Annotated in this window: 15 protein-coding genes; 3 read left to right on the top strand and 12 right to left on the bottom strand. The window is 74.0% G+C overall.

Annotation, left to right across the window (positions count from 1 at the left end; all coding sequences use genetic code 11):
• The first annotated feature begins 10 nt into the window (after positions 1-10).
• The gene (locus FRAEUI1C_RS22615) at positions 11-835 is read left to right on the top strand and encodes a GntR family transcriptional regulator (protein WP_232425084.1); all 825 of its coding nucleotides are present in this window, start codon (positions 11-13) and stop codon (positions 833-835) included.
• Here the strand turns inward: FRAEUI1C_RS22615 and FRAEUI1C_RS22610 are convergent.
• Entirely contained in the window at positions 828-2,075 is a 1,248-nt protein-coding gene (locus tag FRAEUI1C_RS22610; RefSeq protein WP_232425083.1) for a CaiB/BaiF CoA transferase family protein, read from the bottom strand. The two genes, FRAEUI1C_RS22615 and FRAEUI1C_RS22610, sit on opposite strands and share 8 nt — an antisense overlap.
• Positions 2,068-3,450, bottom strand: coding sequence for an LLM class flavin-dependent oxidoreductase (locus tag FRAEUI1C_RS22605; RefSeq protein WP_013425669.1), 1,383 nt, complete (start codon positions 3,448-3,450; stop codon positions 2,068-2,070). The genes FRAEUI1C_RS22610 and FRAEUI1C_RS22605 overlap by 8 nt, the downstream gene beginning before the upstream one ends.
• 182 nt (positions 3,451-3,632) lie before the next feature.
• Between FRAEUI1C_RS22605 and FRAEUI1C_RS22600 the strand changes: the two genes are divergently transcribed.
• Positions 3,633-4,130: a DUF3237 domain-containing protein gene (locus tag FRAEUI1C_RS22600; protein WP_013425668.1), complete on the top strand. Its 498-nt coding sequence runs from the start codon at positions 3,633-3,635 to the stop codon at positions 4,128-4,130.
• Positions 4,131-4,443: 313 nt separating this feature from the next.
• Here the strand turns inward: FRAEUI1C_RS22600 and FRAEUI1C_RS22595 are convergent, their stop codons facing one another.
• Together FRAEUI1C_RS22595 and FRAEUI1C_RS22590 are read right to left on the bottom strand one after the other, a co-directional pair.
• A complete protein-coding gene (locus FRAEUI1C_RS22595) occupies positions 4,444-5,868 on the bottom strand; it encodes a sensor histidine kinase (protein WP_013425667.1) in 1,425 nt (474 codons plus the stop codon).
• On the bottom strand, positions 5,865-6,572 hold the full coding sequence (locus FRAEUI1C_RS22590) for a response regulator transcription factor (protein ID WP_013425666.1): 708 nt from the start codon (positions 6,570-6,572) through the stop codon (positions 5,865-5,867). The genes FRAEUI1C_RS22595 and FRAEUI1C_RS22590 overlap by 4 nt, the downstream gene beginning before the upstream one ends.
• A gap of 53 nt (positions 6,573-6,625) precedes the next feature.
• On the opposite strand from FRAEUI1C_RS22590, the gene FRAEUI1C_RS22585 reads away from it, so the two are divergent.
• Complete coding sequence (locus FRAEUI1C_RS22585) at positions 6,626-6,976, top strand: hypothetical protein (protein WP_157735018.1); 351 nt, start codon at positions 6,626-6,628, stop codon at positions 6,974-6,976.
• Here FRAEUI1C_RS22585 and FRAEUI1C_RS22580 read toward each other — a convergent pair.
• From FRAEUI1C_RS22580 to FRAEUI1C_RS22545, 8 genes are all read right to left on the bottom strand, one after another.
• The gene (locus FRAEUI1C_RS22580) at positions 6,973-8,064 is read right to left on the bottom strand and encodes an EstA family serine hydrolase (protein WP_013425664.1); all 1,092 of its coding nucleotides are present in this window, start codon (positions 8,062-8,064) and stop codon (positions 6,973-6,975) included. The two genes, FRAEUI1C_RS22585 and FRAEUI1C_RS22580, sit on opposite strands and share 4 nt — an antisense overlap.
• 8 nt (positions 8,065-8,072) lie before the next feature.
• Positions 8,073-8,450 carry a DoxX family protein gene (locus FRAEUI1C_RS22575; RefSeq protein ID WP_232425082.1) on the bottom strand — a complete coding sequence of 126 codons (378 nt, stop codon included), beginning with the start codon at positions 8,448-8,450 and terminating at the stop codon, positions 8,073-8,075.
• Between the two features lie 120 nt (positions 8,451-8,570).
• The gene (locus FRAEUI1C_RS22570; protein WP_013425662.1) at positions 8,571-9,353 is read right to left on the bottom strand and encodes an SDR family NAD(P)-dependent oxidoreductase; all 783 of its coding nucleotides are present in this window, start codon (positions 9,351-9,353) and stop codon (positions 8,571-8,573) included.
• A gap of 210 nt (positions 9,354-9,563) precedes the next feature.
• Positions 9,564-10,508: an oxidoreductase gene (locus tag FRAEUI1C_RS22565; RefSeq protein WP_013425661.1), complete on the bottom strand. Its 945-nt coding sequence runs from the start codon at positions 10,506-10,508 to the stop codon at positions 9,564-9,566.
• 197 nt (positions 10,509-10,705) lie between these two features.
• A complete protein-coding gene (locus tag FRAEUI1C_RS22560) occupies positions 10,706-11,905 on the bottom strand; it encodes a thiolase family protein (protein ID WP_013425660.1) in 1,200 nt (399 codons plus the stop codon).
• Positions 11,906-12,019: 114 nt separating this feature from the next.
• Positions 12,020-12,460, bottom strand: coding sequence for a winged helix-turn-helix transcriptional regulator (locus tag FRAEUI1C_RS22555; RefSeq protein WP_013425659.1), 441 nt, complete (start codon positions 12,458-12,460; stop codon positions 12,020-12,022).
• Positions 12,461-12,582: 122 nt separating this feature from the next.
• A complete protein-coding gene (locus FRAEUI1C_RS22550) occupies positions 12,583-14,952 on the bottom strand; it encodes a serine/threonine-protein kinase (RefSeq protein WP_013425658.1) in 2,370 nt (789 codons plus the stop codon).
• Between the two features lie 17 nt (positions 14,953-14,969).
• Positions 14,970-17,318 carry a serine/threonine-protein kinase gene (locus tag FRAEUI1C_RS22545; protein ID WP_013425657.1) on the bottom strand — a complete coding sequence of 783 codons (2,349 nt, stop codon included), beginning with the start codon at positions 17,316-17,318 and terminating at the stop codon, positions 14,970-14,972.
• Between the last annotated feature and the right edge of the window lie 35 nt (positions 17,319-17,353).

Below are 17,353 nucleotides of genomic sequence, written 5' to 3'. Positions count from 1 at the left end.
GCTGATCGCCGTGTCAACGCCCAGTCACTCACATCCGCTTGACAGCGGACCCGCCCGGATGGCGGCGGGCCCGAGCCTGGCCGTGACCTCCGCGCCGGCGGGTGACGGCCAGGCCGGCGACGAGGCGGCCGGCGGCCCGCGCCGGCTGCGGCTGGGCGCGACCGCGCGGGACCGGGTGGCCGATGTGCTCCGTGACGAGATCATGAGCGGCCGGTTCCGGCCGGGCACGCGGATCGACCTGGACGAGACCGCCGCCTGGCTGGGCACCAGCCGGACCCCGGTCCGCGAGGCCTGCCTGACCTTGCAGTTCGAGGGACTGGTCCACGTCGCGCCCCGCAGCGGGGTCACCGTCGTCGGCCTGAGTCAGCGCGACGTGGAGGACAACTTCGCCCTGATCGCCCTGCTCTCGGGCGCCGCGGCCGCCTGGGCGGCGGAACGGATCTCCGGGCCGGACCTGGCCGAGGTGCGCCGGCTCGCGGCCGACGTCCGCACGGCGGTCGAGGCCGGCGGCGACCTGAAGACGGCGAACTTCCTGTTCCACCGGGCGATCAACCGCGCGAGCCACTCGGTGCGGCTGATCGCGCTGATCCGCCAGACCGGGCGGATCATCCCCTGGTCGTTCTTCGACATGGTTCCCGAGCAGGTGGGCTGCGCCCTGCGGGAGCACGACGACATCGTCGACGCGCTCGCCGCCGGCAACGCGGCCCGGGCCCGCCGGGTGTCCGAGGAGCACGTGGTCAGCGCCGGTCAGCTGCTGGTCTCCCGGCTGTTCGGCGCCGAGCCGGTGGCCGGCGCCGGCCCCGCCTCGGGGACCGGCGCCGGCGCGGTCAGATGACCTGACGCTCCCGCAGCCCGGCCAGGTCGGCCGCGGACAGGTCCAGCAGCTCGCCGAGCACGTCGTCGGTGTGCTCGCCGAGCCGGGGGCCCAGGCTGTCGACGACGCCCACGTGGTCGGAGAACCGCGACACCGGCCCCTGCACGAGCATCGAGCCGAGCTCCGCGTCCTCGACCCGCCGGAAGACCTCCCGAGCGACCGTCTGCTCGTCCTCGAGCAGCCCCACGACGTCGTAGACCGGCGCCGCGGCGATCTCGGCCCGTTCGAAGACCGCCATCGCCGCGTCGAGGGTCTGGCCGGCGACCCACTCGGCCACCACCTCGTCGACCTCACGGGCCCGCGTCAGCCGGCGCACCGGATCCGCGAAGTCGGGGTCCGCGGCGAGGTCCGACCGCCCGATGGCGTGGAAGATCCGCAGCGCGACCGTCGGCGCGCTGCCCGACATGGCCAGCCACCGGTCGTCCTTGGTGCGGTAGGTGTTGCGCGGCGCCGAGATGTCCCAGCGGTTGCCGGACCGGCGCTGGACGGTGCCGAGCTGGTCGTACGCGAGCACCGACTGCTCCAGCAGCCGGGCCAGCGGGTCGATCAGGTTCACGTCGATCAGCTGGCCGTCCGCGCCGTGGACGTCGCGGTGGTAGAGCGCCGTCAGCACCGCGTAGGCGGCGTTCAGCGACGCGACCCCGTCGGCGAGCATGAACGGGGGCAGGGTCGGCGGCCCGTCGGCCTCGCCGGTGACGTGGGCGAAGCCGCTCATCGCCTCCCCGAGGGTGCCGAAGCCCGGCCGGTCCGCCTTCGGCCCGGTCAGCCCGAAGCCGGTCACGTGCAGCATCACGATCCGGGGGTTGACCTCGCGCAGCCGGGCGTAGTCCAGCCCCCAGCGGGTCAGGGTCCGCGGGCGGGTGTTGGCGACGACGACGTCGCAGGTCGCCGCGAGCCGGCGGACCAGCTCCTGCCCCTCGGGCAGCCGCAGGTCGACGGTCACCGAGCGCTTGTTGCGGCTGACGCTCTTCCACATCAGCCCGACGCCGTCCTTGCGCGCGCCCCAGCCGCGGATCGGGTCGCCGCCGCGCGGCTGCTCGATCTTGATGACGTCGGCGCCGAACTCGCCGAGGTAGGTCGCCACCAGCGGCGCCGCGGCGAGCGACGCCATGTCCAGGACCCGGATGCCGCCGAGCATGGCGCCCGGCCGCCCCCCAGCCGGCCGTGGCCCGGCCGGCTGGGACTCCGTCGGGTCAGGCATCGGCGGCTTCGCCTGCCGTCGGCGCGAAGCTGCTCGCGGGGCGGGCCAGCCCCAGGTTCTCGCGCAGCGTCGAGCCGGCGTACTCGGTGCGCAGCAGCCCGCGCTTGCGCAGCTCGGGCACCACGAGCCGGACGAAGTCCTCGAACGCGCCGGGGAAGTGGGTCGCGGCGAGCACGAAGCCGTCACAGGAGTAGGTCTCGAACCAGTCCTGCATCTGGTCGGCGATCTGCTCGCCGGTGCCGACGAACCGCGGGCCCTGCAGCAGGGTGGCCCGGTGGTTGGCCAGCGTCCGCAGGGTCACCTTGCCACCGCCCAGGTGGCGCTTCACGCCCTGGACGAGCCCGCGGATGCCGGAGATCGAGTTGATCAGCTCGTCGGTGACCTCGTCGTCGAGCGAGTAGCCGGAGAAGTCGTGGTTGGTGAGCTCGGAGAGCAGCGTCAGCGACGCCAGCGGGTGCACGAGCTCGTTGAGCAGGATGTTCTCCTTCTCGCGGGCGATCGTCTCGGTCTCACCCACCACGGCGTACACCATCGGCAGCAGCCGCACGGCCTTGGGGTCGCGCCCCGCGGCGACGATGAGCTCTTTCTGGCCCTTGTAGTGCTCCTGCGCGACGGCCTGGCTCGGGTCGGCGGTGAAGATCAGGTCGGCCCACTTGGCGGCGAACTGCTGCCCACGGCCCGACTGCCCGGCCTGGATGATCGGCGGGCGCCCCTGCGGCGAGCGGGGGACCGTCAGCGGTCCGCGGACGTTGAAGTACTTGCCCTGGTAGTCGATCTCGTGGACCTTGGCCGGGTCGGCGAACTCGCCCGACTTCTGGTCGAACAGGATCGCGTCGTCCTCCCAGGAGTCCCACAGCTGGGTGACGACCTCGATGAACTCCTCGGCGCGGTCGTAGCGCTCGTCGTGGGCGAGGTGCTGCTCGACCCCGAAGTTCCGCGCCTCGGCGTCGTTGACCGACGTGACGACGTTCCAGGCCGCCCGGCCGCCGCTGAGGTGGTCGAGGGTGGCGAACGTCCGCGCGACGTGGAACGGCGGGTAGTAGGTCGTCGAGTAGGTGGCACCCAGGCCCAGGTGGGTCGTCGCCGCCGCGGCAGCGCCCAGGACGGCGGTCAGGTCGAGCTTGACCGGCCGGGCGCCGTACCGGACCGCCTCGGCGGGGGAGCCGCCGTAGATCGCCGGCATCGCCAGGCGGTCGTCGAAGAACATCAGGTCGAACGTGCCCTCCTCGAGCACGCGCGCGATCCGCTGGTAGTAGCGCAGGTCGAGGAAGTCGGGCGCGGAGCTCGGGTACCGCCAGGAGCCCGAGTACACCGACACGTTCGACGCCTGCATGAAAGCGACCAGGGTGATCTGGTCGTCGCGCCCAGCGGACACGTTCGCCCCTCTCCGGATTGATATATCAGAGACCAGGTCACAGTAGACGTCCTCGGGCCTGGTCGGGTCAACTTGAGGGGCGGCTCACGACCCGGCGAGCTCCGGGCCCGGCCGCTCCGGCCTTCCGCTCAGCGGAACCGAACGACGGGCGATCCGGCTCGCCGCTCCTAGGCTCACGCCCCGTGAGCAGCACCCCCGAGCCCGCCGCACCGGCCGAGCTACCACCCCCGCCGCCGCTGCTGCCGATGGCGCAGGTGCGCTGCGACGTCGGCGCGGTCGTCTCACTCGGCCAGGCCGCCTACGGCGAGCGCCGGTTCGTCCCGCTCGCCGGCGGCACCGTGCGCGGCCCGGAGCTCAACGGGACCCTGGTCGAGGGCGGCGTCGACTGGCAGGTGGCCCGGGCCGACGGCGTCCTGGACATCGCCGCGCACTACGTCATCCGCGCCGACGACGGGGCGCTGATCGAAGTCCGCAGCGACGGCCTGCGTCACGGCCCGCCCGAGGTGATGGCGCGGCTGGCCCGCGGCGAACCCATCGAGCCGGACGCGTATGTCTTTCGCACCATCGTGCGCTTCACCACCGGCGCGCCGGCCTGGCTGCACCTCAACCGGACGGTCGCGATTGGCGTCGGCCGGCGCGAGCCCCGGCGGGTGGTGCTGAGCCTCTACCGCGTGACGTGACCGAACCCGAGGTTCGTAGGGCAGAAGTTCGTGCGGCAGCGGCAGCGGCACCGGTGCCGGTGCCGGTGCCGGGCCGGCGGCGTCCTTGGGGGGGAGGTGAGGACGCCGCCGGGCCGGGGCGACGGCGTCCCCGGGGGGGAGGGAAGGACGCCGCCGACGCGGGCGACGGCCGGGTGGCCGCCGCCTGACCGCTCAGCCGGTGAAGCGGTGCTTCGAGCACATCGTGGGGGGACGTCCTCGATGTGGGCTCGTCGTCGACGCTAACCGGCCGGTAGGCCGCCACCGCCCGGCCTGAGGGAGCCGAGAAGGTCTCTTAGGGCTGGCTTAGGGAACCGCCCGAGCCACCGCGTGTCCGGCGCGCCGGGACGACGGCGTGGCGGCGCGCCTGCCGGCGTGACTGCCGCCGGGGGCGTACCGCCGTCTGGCCGGCTCCCGTGCGCAGCCGCAGCCGGATGTCCGCGCCGCCCAGCCGGGAGCGCCCGATCGTCAGCTCACCGCCGGTCGACGTGGCGACCCGCCGGGCGATGTCCAGGCCGAGCCCGGTCGAGCCCGCGCCGCCCGCGCCGGCGCCCCGCCGCATGGCCTCGGCCGGGTCCGCGATCCCGGGCCCCGCGTCCGCGACCCTGATCGTCGCGGCGCCCGCCGTGACCCGCAGCGCGACCGCGAACGCCACCCCCTCGCCGGTGTGGTGAAAGATGTTGCCCAGCAGCGCGTCGAGGGCGGCGGCGAGCTCCGCCCTGGCGACGGGCACCTGCGCGCTGTCGCCGGCCCCGGCCAGCCGCCAGGGGCGGCCCTGGTCCTCGGCGAGCACCGACCAGAAGTCGACCCGGTCGCGCACCACCTCCGCCGCGTCGCAGCCGACCGCGACCGGCCCGCTGGCGCCGCGGTCGCGGGCCGCGCGGATGATCTGGTCGACCTCGTGCTCCAGCCGGTCGACGGCCAGCTGGACCTGGTCGGCCGCCTCGGCCCCGCCGAGCGCCGCGGTGTTGAGCCGCAGCACGGTCAGCGGCGTCCGGAGCCGATGGGACAGGTCGGCCGCCAGCTCCCGCTCGGCGGCGACGAGCTGGCGCACCCGGTCGGCCATGGCGTTGAACGCGACGGCCGCGTCCCGCACCTCCGGCGGAGCCCCGCCCCGCGACGCGGGCACGCGGGCGTTCAGGTCGCCCGCGCCGAGCCGGCGCGCCGTGAAGGCGAGCGCCCGGGTGGCCCGCACCATCCGGTTGCCCAGGCGGTCGGCGACCACCACCGAGATCGCTACGAGCGTCGCCGCCAGGCCGCCGAGCACCAGCCAGGCCGCGCGCACCCCCTGCCTCATGGCCGACACGGGCACGAACACCTCGACCACCGCGATGCGCGCGCCGCTCACCGCCACCGGGCCGAGCAGCACCGAGCCGCCCGGCACGGTGACCACCGACTCCTGGCCGCTCATCGTCACGACGGCCAGCTGGTCCGGCCCGACGTGCGACGGGCCGATCGTGGTCAGCGTGCCGTCCGAGTCCGGCACGTGCACCGCGGCCAGGCCGTCGGCGCCTCCCTGGCTCGCGGCGAGCGCCCGTTCCAGGGCGGACCGGTCGGTGGTGATCGCCACGGCCGGGCCGAGCTCGGCGGCCGTTCGCTCCGCCTGGGCGAGAGCCCGGTCGTGGGCCGTCTGGGCCACGATCAGCGCGAGCGGGACCAGGAAGGCCAGCGCCACCATCGACGTCACCGCGATCGCGAGGCGGATCAGCTCGCCCCTCATGACTCGGGCGCCTCGAGCTTGACGCCGACCCCGCGCACCGTGTGCAGGTAACGCGGGCGCGCGGCGGTCTCGCCCAGCTTGCGCCGCAGCCACGACAGGTGGACGTCGATGGTCTGGTCACCGCCGTAGGCCTGGTGCCACACCGCGGTCAGCAGCTCGCCCCGCCCGACCACCAGGCCCGGCCGGGCGGCGAGGTAGGCCAGCAGGTCGAACTCGCGCCGGGTGAGGTCGAGCCGCGCGCCGGCCAACGTCGCGGCCCGGCGGGGTATGTCGACGGCCAGCTCGCCCACCCGCAGCGGGGGACTCACCGCCGCCTCACCCAGGTCGCCGGCGTGCTGCCCGGGCCGCGCCCGGCGCAGCACGGCGGCGACCCGGGCGTTGAGGTGCTGCGGCGTGAACGGCTTGACCAGATAGTCGTCGGCGCCGCTGTTGAGCAGCCGCACGATCGTGGCGTCGTCGTCGCGGGCCGTCGCGACCACGACCGGCACGTCCGTCACGCCGCGCAGCATGCGCAGCGCGACCGCGCCGTCGAGATCGGGCAGCCCGAGGTCGAGCAGCACCAGGTCGCACCCGACCTGGGTGACCTCACGCACCGCGTCCAGCGCGGCGCCCGCGCTGCGCACCGCGTGCCCGGCGGCGGTCAGGTGACGCACGAGCGCCGCCCGCACCGCCGGATCATCCTCGACCACGAGCACTGTCGCCATAGCGCGGACGGTAGCGCTCACTGCCCCGAATGTCCGCCATGTACCATGCCCGCGTGGCCAGGTCGCTGCGTCGCGTAGCTCTGTGGATGCTGGCGACCGGGCTGGCCGTCCTGGTCTCGTGGTTCAGCGTCCAACACGCGCTCCCGCCGGACGCGGACGTGCCCCGGGCCGTCCCCGTCGACCGGGTGGAGTCCCCGTCCCCGGCCGAGCCACCGGTCCCGTCGGCGGTGCCGTCCCCGACCAGCCCCGCCGTGTCGGCCTCGTCCGGTACCGCCACCATGCCGGCCGAACCCACGGTGGACCCGACCTCGGCCAGCTCGGCGGCGACCACGACCGCGGCGCCCAGTCAGCGGCCGCGCCACGATCCCACTCGGCGCCGGCCGGTCGCGTCGGGCGGCGGTTAGCCGAGCGACTCGTAGACGGCCGTGATGATCTCGAGGCCGCGGGTGTCCGCGTCGCGCATCCGGTTCATCGCGTAGGCGACGGCCATCCGGCGATCCGGGTCGAACAGGGCGAGGGAGCCGCCCCAGCCGCCCCACGAACAGGTCGAGCCCTCCAGGCGGAACCCCATGCCGTAGCGAGCCCTGGGGCCGCCCAGGACGCGGTCCACGCCGTGGAACTGCTGCTCCCAGGCGCGTGCGCAGCCAGCCGCGGACAGCAGCCGCTTTCCCTGGCTGACGCCGCCGCAGGCGAGCGCCGACAGCGCGGCCGCGACCGCCCGGGCGTTCCCGTGGCCGTTCGCGGCGGGAATCTCGGCGCGGCGCCAGGCCGGTGTGTTCGCGTCCAGGGCGTGGAACCTCGGGCCGCCGCTCTCGTCCTCGGTCTCAGCCTCGTCCGGCTGCTCCGCCAGGTCGGACGGCGGCGGGATGACGGGTGCGACCCGGGCATCGAGCTCGGCCGGCAGCCCGATGTGGAAGTCCACCCCCAGCGGGCCGGCGACCTCGGCCGCGACGAAGGCGCCGAGCGTATGGCCGGTGACGCGGCGGACGACCTCGCCCACCAGGAAGCCCTGGGTGAGGCCGTGGTAGCCGGCGTCGGTCCCCGGTTCCCATTCGGGCTCCTGCGCGGCGAGCTGCGCGGTCACGGCCAGCCAGTCGTAGAGGTACGCGGCGGTGCGCCCCGCGTGCAGCGTCGGCAGGCCCGCGGTGTGCGCGAGCGCGTGGCGGACCAGGACCCGCTCCTTGCCCGCCGCGGCGAACTCCGGCCAGTAGCGCGCGATCGGCGCGTCCAGGTCCAGCTCCCCGCGGTCGGCGAGCATCAGCGCGCACAACGCGGTGATCGTCTTCGAGGTCGAGAAGACGTTCACGATCGTGTCGCGGCGCCACGGGACCGTCCTGGCCTCGTCCGCGTACCCGCCCCACAGGTCGACGACCGGTTCGCCGTCGACGTACACGGCCGCGGACGCGCCCACGTCCTGCGTCGCGAGCAGTTCGGCGAGTGCCGCGCGCACGGGGCCGAACCCCGGTGCGCACAAGCCGTCGACCTCGGCCATGGGTGGGCTCAGGACTTCTCGGGGGCGTCGACGACGGGCCCGGCGTTGGACAGCACCGCACGGATCATCGGGACCTGCAGCGGCATCCGGGCCCAGGCCAGCGCGGCGAGCGCGAGGTCGAGAGGCTGGGCGCCACGCTGGCGGACCCTGGAGGTGGCGTCCAGCGCCATCTGCAGGTTCCCGGGCCACACCCCGACCAGCAGGGCGGCGCTGGCCGGGCCGGCCCAGCGCGCCTTCGTCAGGAGCCCGACCGCGCAGACCAGCTCGGCGGCCCCGCTGAGGTAGACGATGTCGCGCGGGCGCGGCAGCGCCGGCGGGATCGCCGAGGTGAAGACCGACGGCCGGACCAGGTGCGTCACCCCGCTGACCAGGAACGCCCCCGTCACCAGACGCGGGCTCGGTCGGGCCAACCGGTGACGGACCATGAAGCCATCCAACCACCACAGGGCGTTTCGGGGCGGATGTCGCGGGTCGGGGCGCCTTGGGGCGTCCCTGGAGACCGGATCTCAGGCCGTGTCGATGCCGCCGATGTGCGGGCCGCCGTCGACGGAGAGGGTCTGGCCGGTGATGTACGAGGCGGCGTCGCTGGCGAAGAAGACGATTGCCTGGGCCACCTCGTCGGGCCGTCCGACCCGGCCCAGCGGCACGCCGGCGGCGATGTCGTTCGGGTCGATGCCGGCCACCTCCCAGGCGGCGCTCGCCCGCTCGGAGGCGACCCCGCCGACCGCGACGCAGTTGACCCGGACGCCGTGCGGGCCCCACTCGGCGGCGGCGACCTTGGTGAGCATCTGCAGCGCCGCCTTCGCCGACGCGTAGTGCGCCCCGCCCTTCACGCCGTACACGCCGGCGTCGGACGACACGTTGACGATCACCCCGGAGCCCTGGGCGAGGAAGTGGTTCCCGGCCTCGCGGGAGCAGAGGTAGGCCGAGCGGACGTTGAGGTCGAAGCTCGCGTCCCAGCCCTTGGTCGGCAGCGTCCGCAGCGGGCCCATCCGGGTGCCGCCGGCGTTGTTGACCAGGATGTCGACGCGGCCCAGCTCGTCGACCGTGCGGGCCACGAGGGCGATGACCTGGTCCTCGTCCTTGATGTTCGTCGGCACGGGCAGGCAACGCCGGCCGGTCGCCTCCCGGACCGCGGCGGCGGTGCGCTCCAGGTCGGCTACGGTCCGGGCGGCGATGGCGACGTCGGCGCCGTAGGCGGCGAGCAGCCGGGCCGTCGCCGCGCCGATACCGGTGCCACCGCCGGTCACGATGGCGACCCGGCCGGTCAGGTCATAGGGAGCGTCCACGAGGACCTCTCACCTCCGCGAGGTCTCCGTCACCGCGACCGGCTCCGTCACCGCGACCGGCTCCGTCACCGCGACCGGCTCCGTCACCGCGACCGGCTCCGCCAGGGCGACGGATCATTGATCTTTGATCCATGATGCACAGACTAGCGGACCTGGTAGCCGGGACGCGAACGGCCGGTGATCGCAGCGATCACCGGCCGTTCGACGCGGTCAGAACGAGTAGGTGACCCCGGTCAGCCGCTCCGAGTGGTCCCACAGGAGCGCGGCGACGGCGGCGTCGCGCGACGCCGCGTTGGAGGAGGTCACGACCGGGCGTCCGGTCATCTTCAGCAGGCCGGACGGGCCGTAGTAGGTGCCGCCCTTCGCCGCCGGGTCGGTCGCCGCGCGCAGGATCGGCAGGGCGCCCTTGTGCGCCGGGTGCACGATCGGGTTCGGGACGTGGTCGATGAACCGCTTGAGGCGCTGCTGCACCGCGCTGTCGCCGCCGAAGCCGCCGGCGTCGGTGTTCGCTCCGCCGGGGTGCGCGGCGAGCGACCGGGTCGACAGGCCCGCCGCCGTGAGCCGACGGTCCAGCTCGTAGAAAAACAGCAGGTTCGCGAGCTTCGAACGGCCATAGCCCCGCAGCGGCTTGTAGCCCTGCGTGAAGTCGAGGTCCTCGAAGTCGAGCTTCCCCATCCGGTGCCCGTTGCTGCCGACCGTCACGACCCGGCCGGCGCCGGCCGCCCGGACGGCGCCGAGCACGAGCCCGGTGAAGGCGAAGTGCCCGAGGTGGTTGATCCCGAGGTGCTGCTCGAAGCCGTCCTCGGTCCGGCCGTGCGGCAGCATGATCACGCCGGCGTTGTTGATGAGCAGGTCGATGACCGGGCGGTCGGCCAGCAGCGCGTCGGCGGCCTTGCGCACCGAGGCGAGCGAGTTGAGGTCCAGCTCCAGCGTGGAGACGTCGGCGTCGGGGGTCAGGGCGCGGATGCGGTCCAGCGCGTCCTGCGCCCGGGACGGGTTGCGGCAGGCCAGCACGACCGTCGCGCCGCGGCTCGCGAGGACCTTGGCCGTCTCGAAGCCGATCCCCGAGTTGGCTCCCGTGATGACGGCCGACTTCCCGGTCAGGTCAGGGACATCGACCGCGCTCCAGCGTCGCTGCACGGGCACTTCGACCACGACGGCCTCCACGATCCACGAAGACGGGGTTCAGCTGTCACGCGAAATGGGGGTAAATCCGCGCTCAGGTGATGTGCGCATGGTAGCCGTCGAGGCTGGGATCAGGGAGCTGAGCCGGTGCCGCACAGGACGAGCGGCCGCCCTGAGATCAGGACGGCCGCTCGTCTTCGAAGCCGAGGGCTGCGGGTCGTACGAGGTCAGAGCCGTTCGATGATGGTGGCGTTGGCCATGCCGCCGCCCTCGCACATGGTCTGCAGGCCATAGCGCCCGCCGGTCTGCTCCAGGACCGACAGCAGGGTCGTCATGAGACGCCCGCCGCTGGCGCCCAGCGGATGGCCGATCGCGGTGGCGCCGCCGTTGACGTTGACCCGGCGCAGGTCGGCCCCCGTCTCGGCCTGCCAGGCCAGCACGACGCTCGCGAACGCCTCGTTGACCTCGAAGGCATCGATGTCGGCGAGGCTCAGGCCGGCCCGGCGCAGGACCTTCTCCGTCGCGGGGATGACGCCGGTGAGCATCAGCAGCGGGTCGTCGCCGACGACGGCGAAGCTGTGCAGCCGGGCCCTGGGCCGCAGCCCTAGCCGGGCCGCGGTCTCGCTGTCGGTGATCAGGACCGCGGCGGAGCCGTCGTTGACCGGCGAGGAGTTGCCAGCCGTGATGCGCCAGTCCAGCTCGGGGAAGCGGGCGGCCCAGGCGTCGGTGCGGAACGCCGGCCGCAGCCCGGCGAGGACCTCGACCGTCGTCGCCGGGCGGATCGACTGGTCGCGGGTCACCTGGACCAGCGAGCCCGAGCCGTCGGGCGCGGGGGCCTTCAGCGGCGCGACCTCCGCGTCGAAACGGCCGTCGGCCCAGGCGGCGGCCGCGCGCTGGTGGCTCTCGGCGGCGAACTCGTCGAGCCGGGTGCGGGAGAGGTCCCAGCGCCGCGCGATCAGCTCGGCGGAGATGCCCTGCGGGACGAGCCCCTGGGGGTAGCGGGCGGCGACGCCCGGCCCGGAGGCGTCCCGGCCGGCGGACGAGCTGCCGATGGGCACGGTGCTCATCGACTCGACGCCGGAGGCGATGACGACGTCGTAGGCGCCGGCGATCACGCCCTGCGCGGCGAAGTGGATCGCCTGCTGGCTGCTGCCGCACTGGCGGTCGACGGTCACGCCCGGGACGCTCTCGGGCAGTCCGGCGGCGAGCGCGGCCCACCGGGCGTTGTTGCCGGCCTGCTCGCCGATCTGCCCGACCGTCCCGCCGATCACGTCGTCGACGAGCGCCGGGTCGATGCCCGTCCGCTCGACGAGGGAGCGGATCGCGTGCGCGTGCAGGTCGACGGGGTGTACCCCGGCGAGCGCCCCGCCCGGCTTGCCGCGACCGACCGGGGTGCGCACCGCGTCGATGATGACGGCGTCCCGCATGATGGCCTCCTCCGTTGACAGTTGGAGAATCCAACTCACTGCCTGGTACTGGTGTACCCCGCGTGGGTTGGAAATCGCAACTGACTCGGTTGTGACCTTGGTGACGACCGCGGGTCAGCGCACCGCGCCGAGCCGCAGGGCGCGGGTGTTCTCGCCCCAGGCGACCTGCCCGCCGCAGTGCGCGCAGACGGTCTGGGTGTGCAGCTCGGCGCCGCACTCGTGCGCCAGCACGGTCGGCGGCTCGCCCTCGGTCGCGTACCGATCGCCCCACGCCATCAGCGCGTGCAGCACCGGCCGCAGCGCCACGCCCGACTCGGTCGCCACGTACTCGAAGCGGGGCGGGTGGTCCTGGTACTGGCGGCGTTCGACGACGCCCGCCGCGACCAGCGCCCGTAGCCGGGCGGCCAGGATGTCCCGGCTCGCGCCGGTGTTACGGGCGATCTGGTCGAACTTCGTCACGCCGAGGTTGATCTCGCGCAGCGCCAGCAGCGCCCACCGCTCGCCCACGACCGCGAGCGCGTTCGCGATCGAGCACTCCCGCCCGCTCTGGGCCATCGCGATCGGCTCCCTCCGCGCGGGCCGGGGCGCCCTGGCGCGCTCGCCGGCCGGACTCGGCGTCGAGTGAGTCCGAAAATCAAACCTACCATCGGCGCTGGCCGGCGACCGACGCGGCTCGATCAGAGCTTCTGGACCGTCGCGATGTTTCCGCTGGCGTCGACACGCGCGATCTCCGTGCCGTTCTCGATGAGAAGTGAGCCGTCGTCGGCCAGCGCGATTCTGTCCGGCCCGTACAACGGCTGCGTGACGGCCTTCTGGCCGTCGGTGTATGAGCCGAAGCCATTGCCCGCGACCGTCGTGATGATTCCGTGAATGTCGACGCGGCGAACCCGGTAGTTACCGGCGTCGGTGATGTAGAGGTCGCCGGCGCTGTCGAACGCCAGGGTCGAGGTCTTGTAGGGGGCCAGGCTGGACAGGTTGAGCGACGCCTTGGTTCCCAGGCCGCCGTCCCCCGAATACCCCTTCTGCCCGGTCCCGGCGACTGGCGATTTCGATCCGTCCGTGTTCAGAACAAAGATCATGTTGTTGGGGTAGTCCGCGGCGTAGACACGACCGTCGTGGACGGCGAGGCCCCCGAGATAACCGTTGGTGAGCATGGTCAGACCCGCGTCGGGGTCGGTCTCACCGGGCAGGGGTGTGACGACGGAGTCGGTACCGCCGACGCGGGCGACGTGCGTCAGCGTGCCCGCGGCGTCGACCTTGTAGAGGACGGACGTGTCCGCGAAGTAGACGTCACCGTTCGTGTCGACGGCGATGTCCTCGAACAGGAAGCCGAGAGACGCCGACGTCGCTGGGACCGGCCCGGTCGGACTGGGACCCGAGTCGGAACCGCCACCGGCGACCGTCGTGATCTTTCCGGACGTGGCGATGCGCCGCACGCGGTCGCCGTCGAGGACGTAGAGATCCCCCTTGGGGCCCAGCGCCAGGCCGGTCGGGCCGTTCAGCATGGCCGCCGTGGCCGGCCCGCCGTCGCCACTCGATCCCCGGATACCCGTGCCGGCGAGGACACTGACCTTCCCGTCCGGGCCGCGGCGAAAGATCCGGCTACTCGCCTTGTCCGAGAAGTAGAGAACGCCGCCCGCTCCGGCGGCCCACCCACTGAACTGCGTCGGGATCGCGATCGGGCCGGAGACGCCGCCCCCAGTGACCTGGCTGGCGGTCGGCGAGGTCACCACCACGGCGGCCCCGGCCGTCGGCTTGCCCTCGGCCGTGGCCAGCACGACGCCGGTGACGGCCACGGCTACGACGACGAGGGAGGCGGCGAGAGCGAGCAGGGCCGGCCGCCGCCGCAGCCGTGCCAGGCCGAACCGGCGGTCCGCGAACGGGGTGCCGGCGAAGGGGTGGCTGTCCTCGGCCCGGCTGGCCTCAAGGCCCGTGGGCCCCGACGGCTCGCCGAGCCCGGTACCCGCGGCGCCGGTTCCGGCCGCCGTCGTGAAGCCGGCGCTGACGTCGGTGGCCTCCTGCGGGCGCGTCCGCTGGTCCGTCGAGGCGGCCCAGGCCACGGCCGGCTCGGACGGCGGGGGGACGGTCAGGTAGGTCGGCGGCGTGTCCAGCTGAGCCGTGGCCGGCCTGAAGACATGGCCTTCGGAGTCGGGCTGCTGACGGGGCTGCTGGCCGTCCTTGGCTCCCTGCAACCGGACGATGAGGCCGGTGAGGGACAGCCAGTCCGGCCCATAGGCCACCGCGGCGGCGTCGGCGAGCGCGGCACCGAACGCGCCGACGTCCGGGTGCCGGTCCGCCGGGGCCTTCGCCAGGGCCCGCATCACGGCGTCGGCGACGGGCGTGGGGACCCCGAGCAGGGCGGGCGGGGCCTCCTCCAGATGGTGGCGCAGGAGCTCGGGCACCGGCAGGCCGGAGTGGAAGGGCGGCCTGCCGGCGAGCAGCTCGTAGAGGACGACGCCGAGGGCGTACTGGTCGACGGCCGGGCCGAGGTGTTTGCCGGTGATCTGCTCGGGCGCCATGTACCGGGGCGTGCCGGCCAGGTGGCTGGTCGAGGCGGAGGTGTCCACGAACACCCGGCCGATGCCGAAGTCGGTGAGCTTCGGCTGGCCCGCGACGCTGAACAGGATGTTGTCGGGCTTGATGTCGCGGTGCAGCACGCCGTGGGCGTGGGCGTGGCCGAGCGCGTCGGCCAGTGCGAGCCCGACGGCGCAGGCCGAGGCGGCCGGCAGCCGGTGCTGGGCGAGCGTGCCGCCGCCGAGCAGCTCCATGATGAGCAGGCAGAACTCGTCCTGCCCGATGTACTCGTAGATCCGGACGATGTGCGGGTGATCGAGCCGGCTGAGCAGCCGCGCCTCGGCCCGGAACGCCGCGTCGAGCGCGGGACCGTTCGCCGGGTCGTCGATCGGCAGGACCTTCACCGCCACCGCGCGGTCGAGGTCGAGGTGCCGGCCGGCCAGGACCAGGCCGAACGAGCCGGAGCCGAGCTGCTCGCCGAGGGCGTAACGGGGCAGCGCGGCGGCCACACGCGCGCGGTCGATGGCGGGCACGGGGATCCCTCAGGTCGTCAGGAGCTCGCCGCGGCCAGCGGTGTCGGCAGCGAGGCGCTCGCGGTCACGGTGGGGGTCGCGGTCACGGTGGGGGTCGCGGTCACGGTGGGGGTCGGCGGTGCGGTCGGGCTGACCGACGGCGGGGCCGTCGGGCGCGCCGGCGACGAGGCGGTAGCCGACGGGCAGGGCGGGGCCGTGCACGGGGGCGGCGCGACGCGGACGGCCCGCATCCGGCCGCCGACCGTGTCGAACAGGTACAGGATTCCCTGCTTGTCGTCGAGCACCAGTCCGTAGGCCAGCCCGATCTTGGCCTTGACCGCCGGTCCGCCGTCACCGGCCAACCCGGACTCGCCGGTCCCGACGACGGTGGTGATCACCCCATGGGTGTCGACCCGGCGAACCCGGGACTGGTCGGAGAAGTAGACATTGCCCGCCGAGTCCACGGCGATGGCGGTGCCGGTCGAGTCGATCTGCGCCTTGGTGGCCGGGCCGCCGTCGCCCGAGTACCCACGCGTTCCCGTCCCGGCGATCGTGATGATCCTTCCCTGGGGGGTGATGCGCCGGATCCGGCTGTTGCCCTGGTCGCCCACGTAGAGACTGCCGTCCGGGCCGATCGTCAGCCCCTCGGTGTACTTGAAGAAGGCGTCCGTCGCGGGGCCGTCGCCGTCGCCGCCGGCCTCGACCCCGCTGCCCGCGACCGTGGTGATGATGCCGTGGGTGTCGACCCGACGGACCCGCTCGTTCTCGCCGTCGGCGATGTAGAGGTTGCCCCGGCCGTCGACCGCTAGGTCGTTGGGCGACCTGAGCATGGCCTTCGTGGCCGGCACGCCGTCACCGGCGTACGTGAGCCCGTCATCGCCGATCGGGTCGTTGTAACCGCCGTTGGCTCCGGTTCCGGTCCCCGCGACCGTGGTGATGATCCCGTGGGTGTCGACGTGCCGAACCCGGTTGTTGGCGCTGTCGGCGATGTAGATCGAGCCGTCGGCGGCCACGGCGACGTCTGTGGGCGAGTCGAGCTGGGCGCTGGTGGCCTGGCCGCCGTCGCCGGCGAACCCGGCGATCCCGTTGCCGGCGACCGTCGTGATGATGCCGTTGTGGTCGACGCGCCGGACGCGCTCGTTGTAGTAGTCCGCGATGTAGAAGTAGCCGCGTTTCAGGTCCAGCGTGATGCCGCCCAGCGAGTTGAACTCGGCGAAGGTCACCGGGCCGCCGTCGCCAGCGAACCCGCTGCCGTCGGTGCCGAAGACCGAGGTGATCGTTCCGAGCGCGAGGTTGGCCGGCTGCCACGCGGGTGGCGGTGGCGGGGGAGTGGGCGTCGCCGCGGGCTTCCCGCCCCAGACCGCCCAGCCGACCCCGCCGCCCGCGGCGGCGCCGGCGCCGAGCGTGACCACCAGCAGCGCCGCGGTGGCGCCCACCCCGGCCCACGCCAGCGGCCGGGGCCGGGACCGGCCGCCCGTCGTCCCGACGCCACCGGCCAGCGCGCTCAGCCGGCTGGTGGTGAGGGAGCGCAGGTCGTCGGAGATCCGGATCGGGACGCCGCACCGGTCGATCCAGCCGCGGCCGAAGACCTTCGTGGCGGCGCGGGCGAGGTCGGCGCCGAACGCGCGCGCGTCCGGGTGGCGGTCCTCGGGGCGCTTGGCCAGGCTGCGCATGACCATGTCGGCCAGCGGCTTGGGCACCCCGGGCGGCGGCGGGGGGATCACCTCGAGGTGGTGGCGCAGCAGCACCGGCAGCGGCACCCGGGGTGGCACCAGGGACGTGCCGGACAGCAGCTCGTAGAGGACGGCGGCCAGCGCGTACAGATCGGTGGCGGGGCTCAGTCGGCCGCCGGTGATCTGCTCGGGCGCCATGTACTTCGGGGTGCCGATGACCCGGCTGGCGGTGGAGGCGGACCCCTCGATCACCTTGGAGATGCCGAAGTCGGCGAGCTTGGGCTGGCCGGCCTCGGTGAACAGGACGTTGGCCGGCTTGATGTCCCGGTGCAGCACCCCGTGGCCGTGCGCCGCCGCGAGCGCGTCGGCCAGCGCCAGGATGACGGCGCACGAGGCATCCGGGCGCAGCCGCCGGCCCGAGAGGGTGCCACCACCGAGCAGCTCCATGACCAGCAGGCACAGGTCGCCGCGGGCCACGTAGTCGTAGGTGCGCACGATGTGCGGGTGGTCGAGGCGGGCCAGCAGCCGGGCCTCGGCCCGGAACTCGGCCGCGGCCTGGGGCTCGGCGTTGACGAGGACCTTCACGGCGACCTGGCGGTCGAGGTCCTGGTGGTGGGCGGCGAGCACGAGGCCGAACGCGCCCGCGCCGAGCTCGGCGCCGATCGTGTAGCCCAGCAGCGCGGCGGCCACCCGCGCACGGTCAACGACCGCCACGGCACCGCTCCCTGTGTTGCGCGGCCATCCGGTCG

This window comes from Pseudofrankia inefficax, assembly GCF_000166135.1.
Classification (GTDB): Bacteria; Actinomycetota; Actinomycetes; order Frankiales; family Frankiaceae; genus Pseudofrankia; species Pseudofrankia inefficax.
Note: the sequence above shows the minus strand (reverse complement) of the source record. Positions and strands in the feature narration are given on the sequence as shown.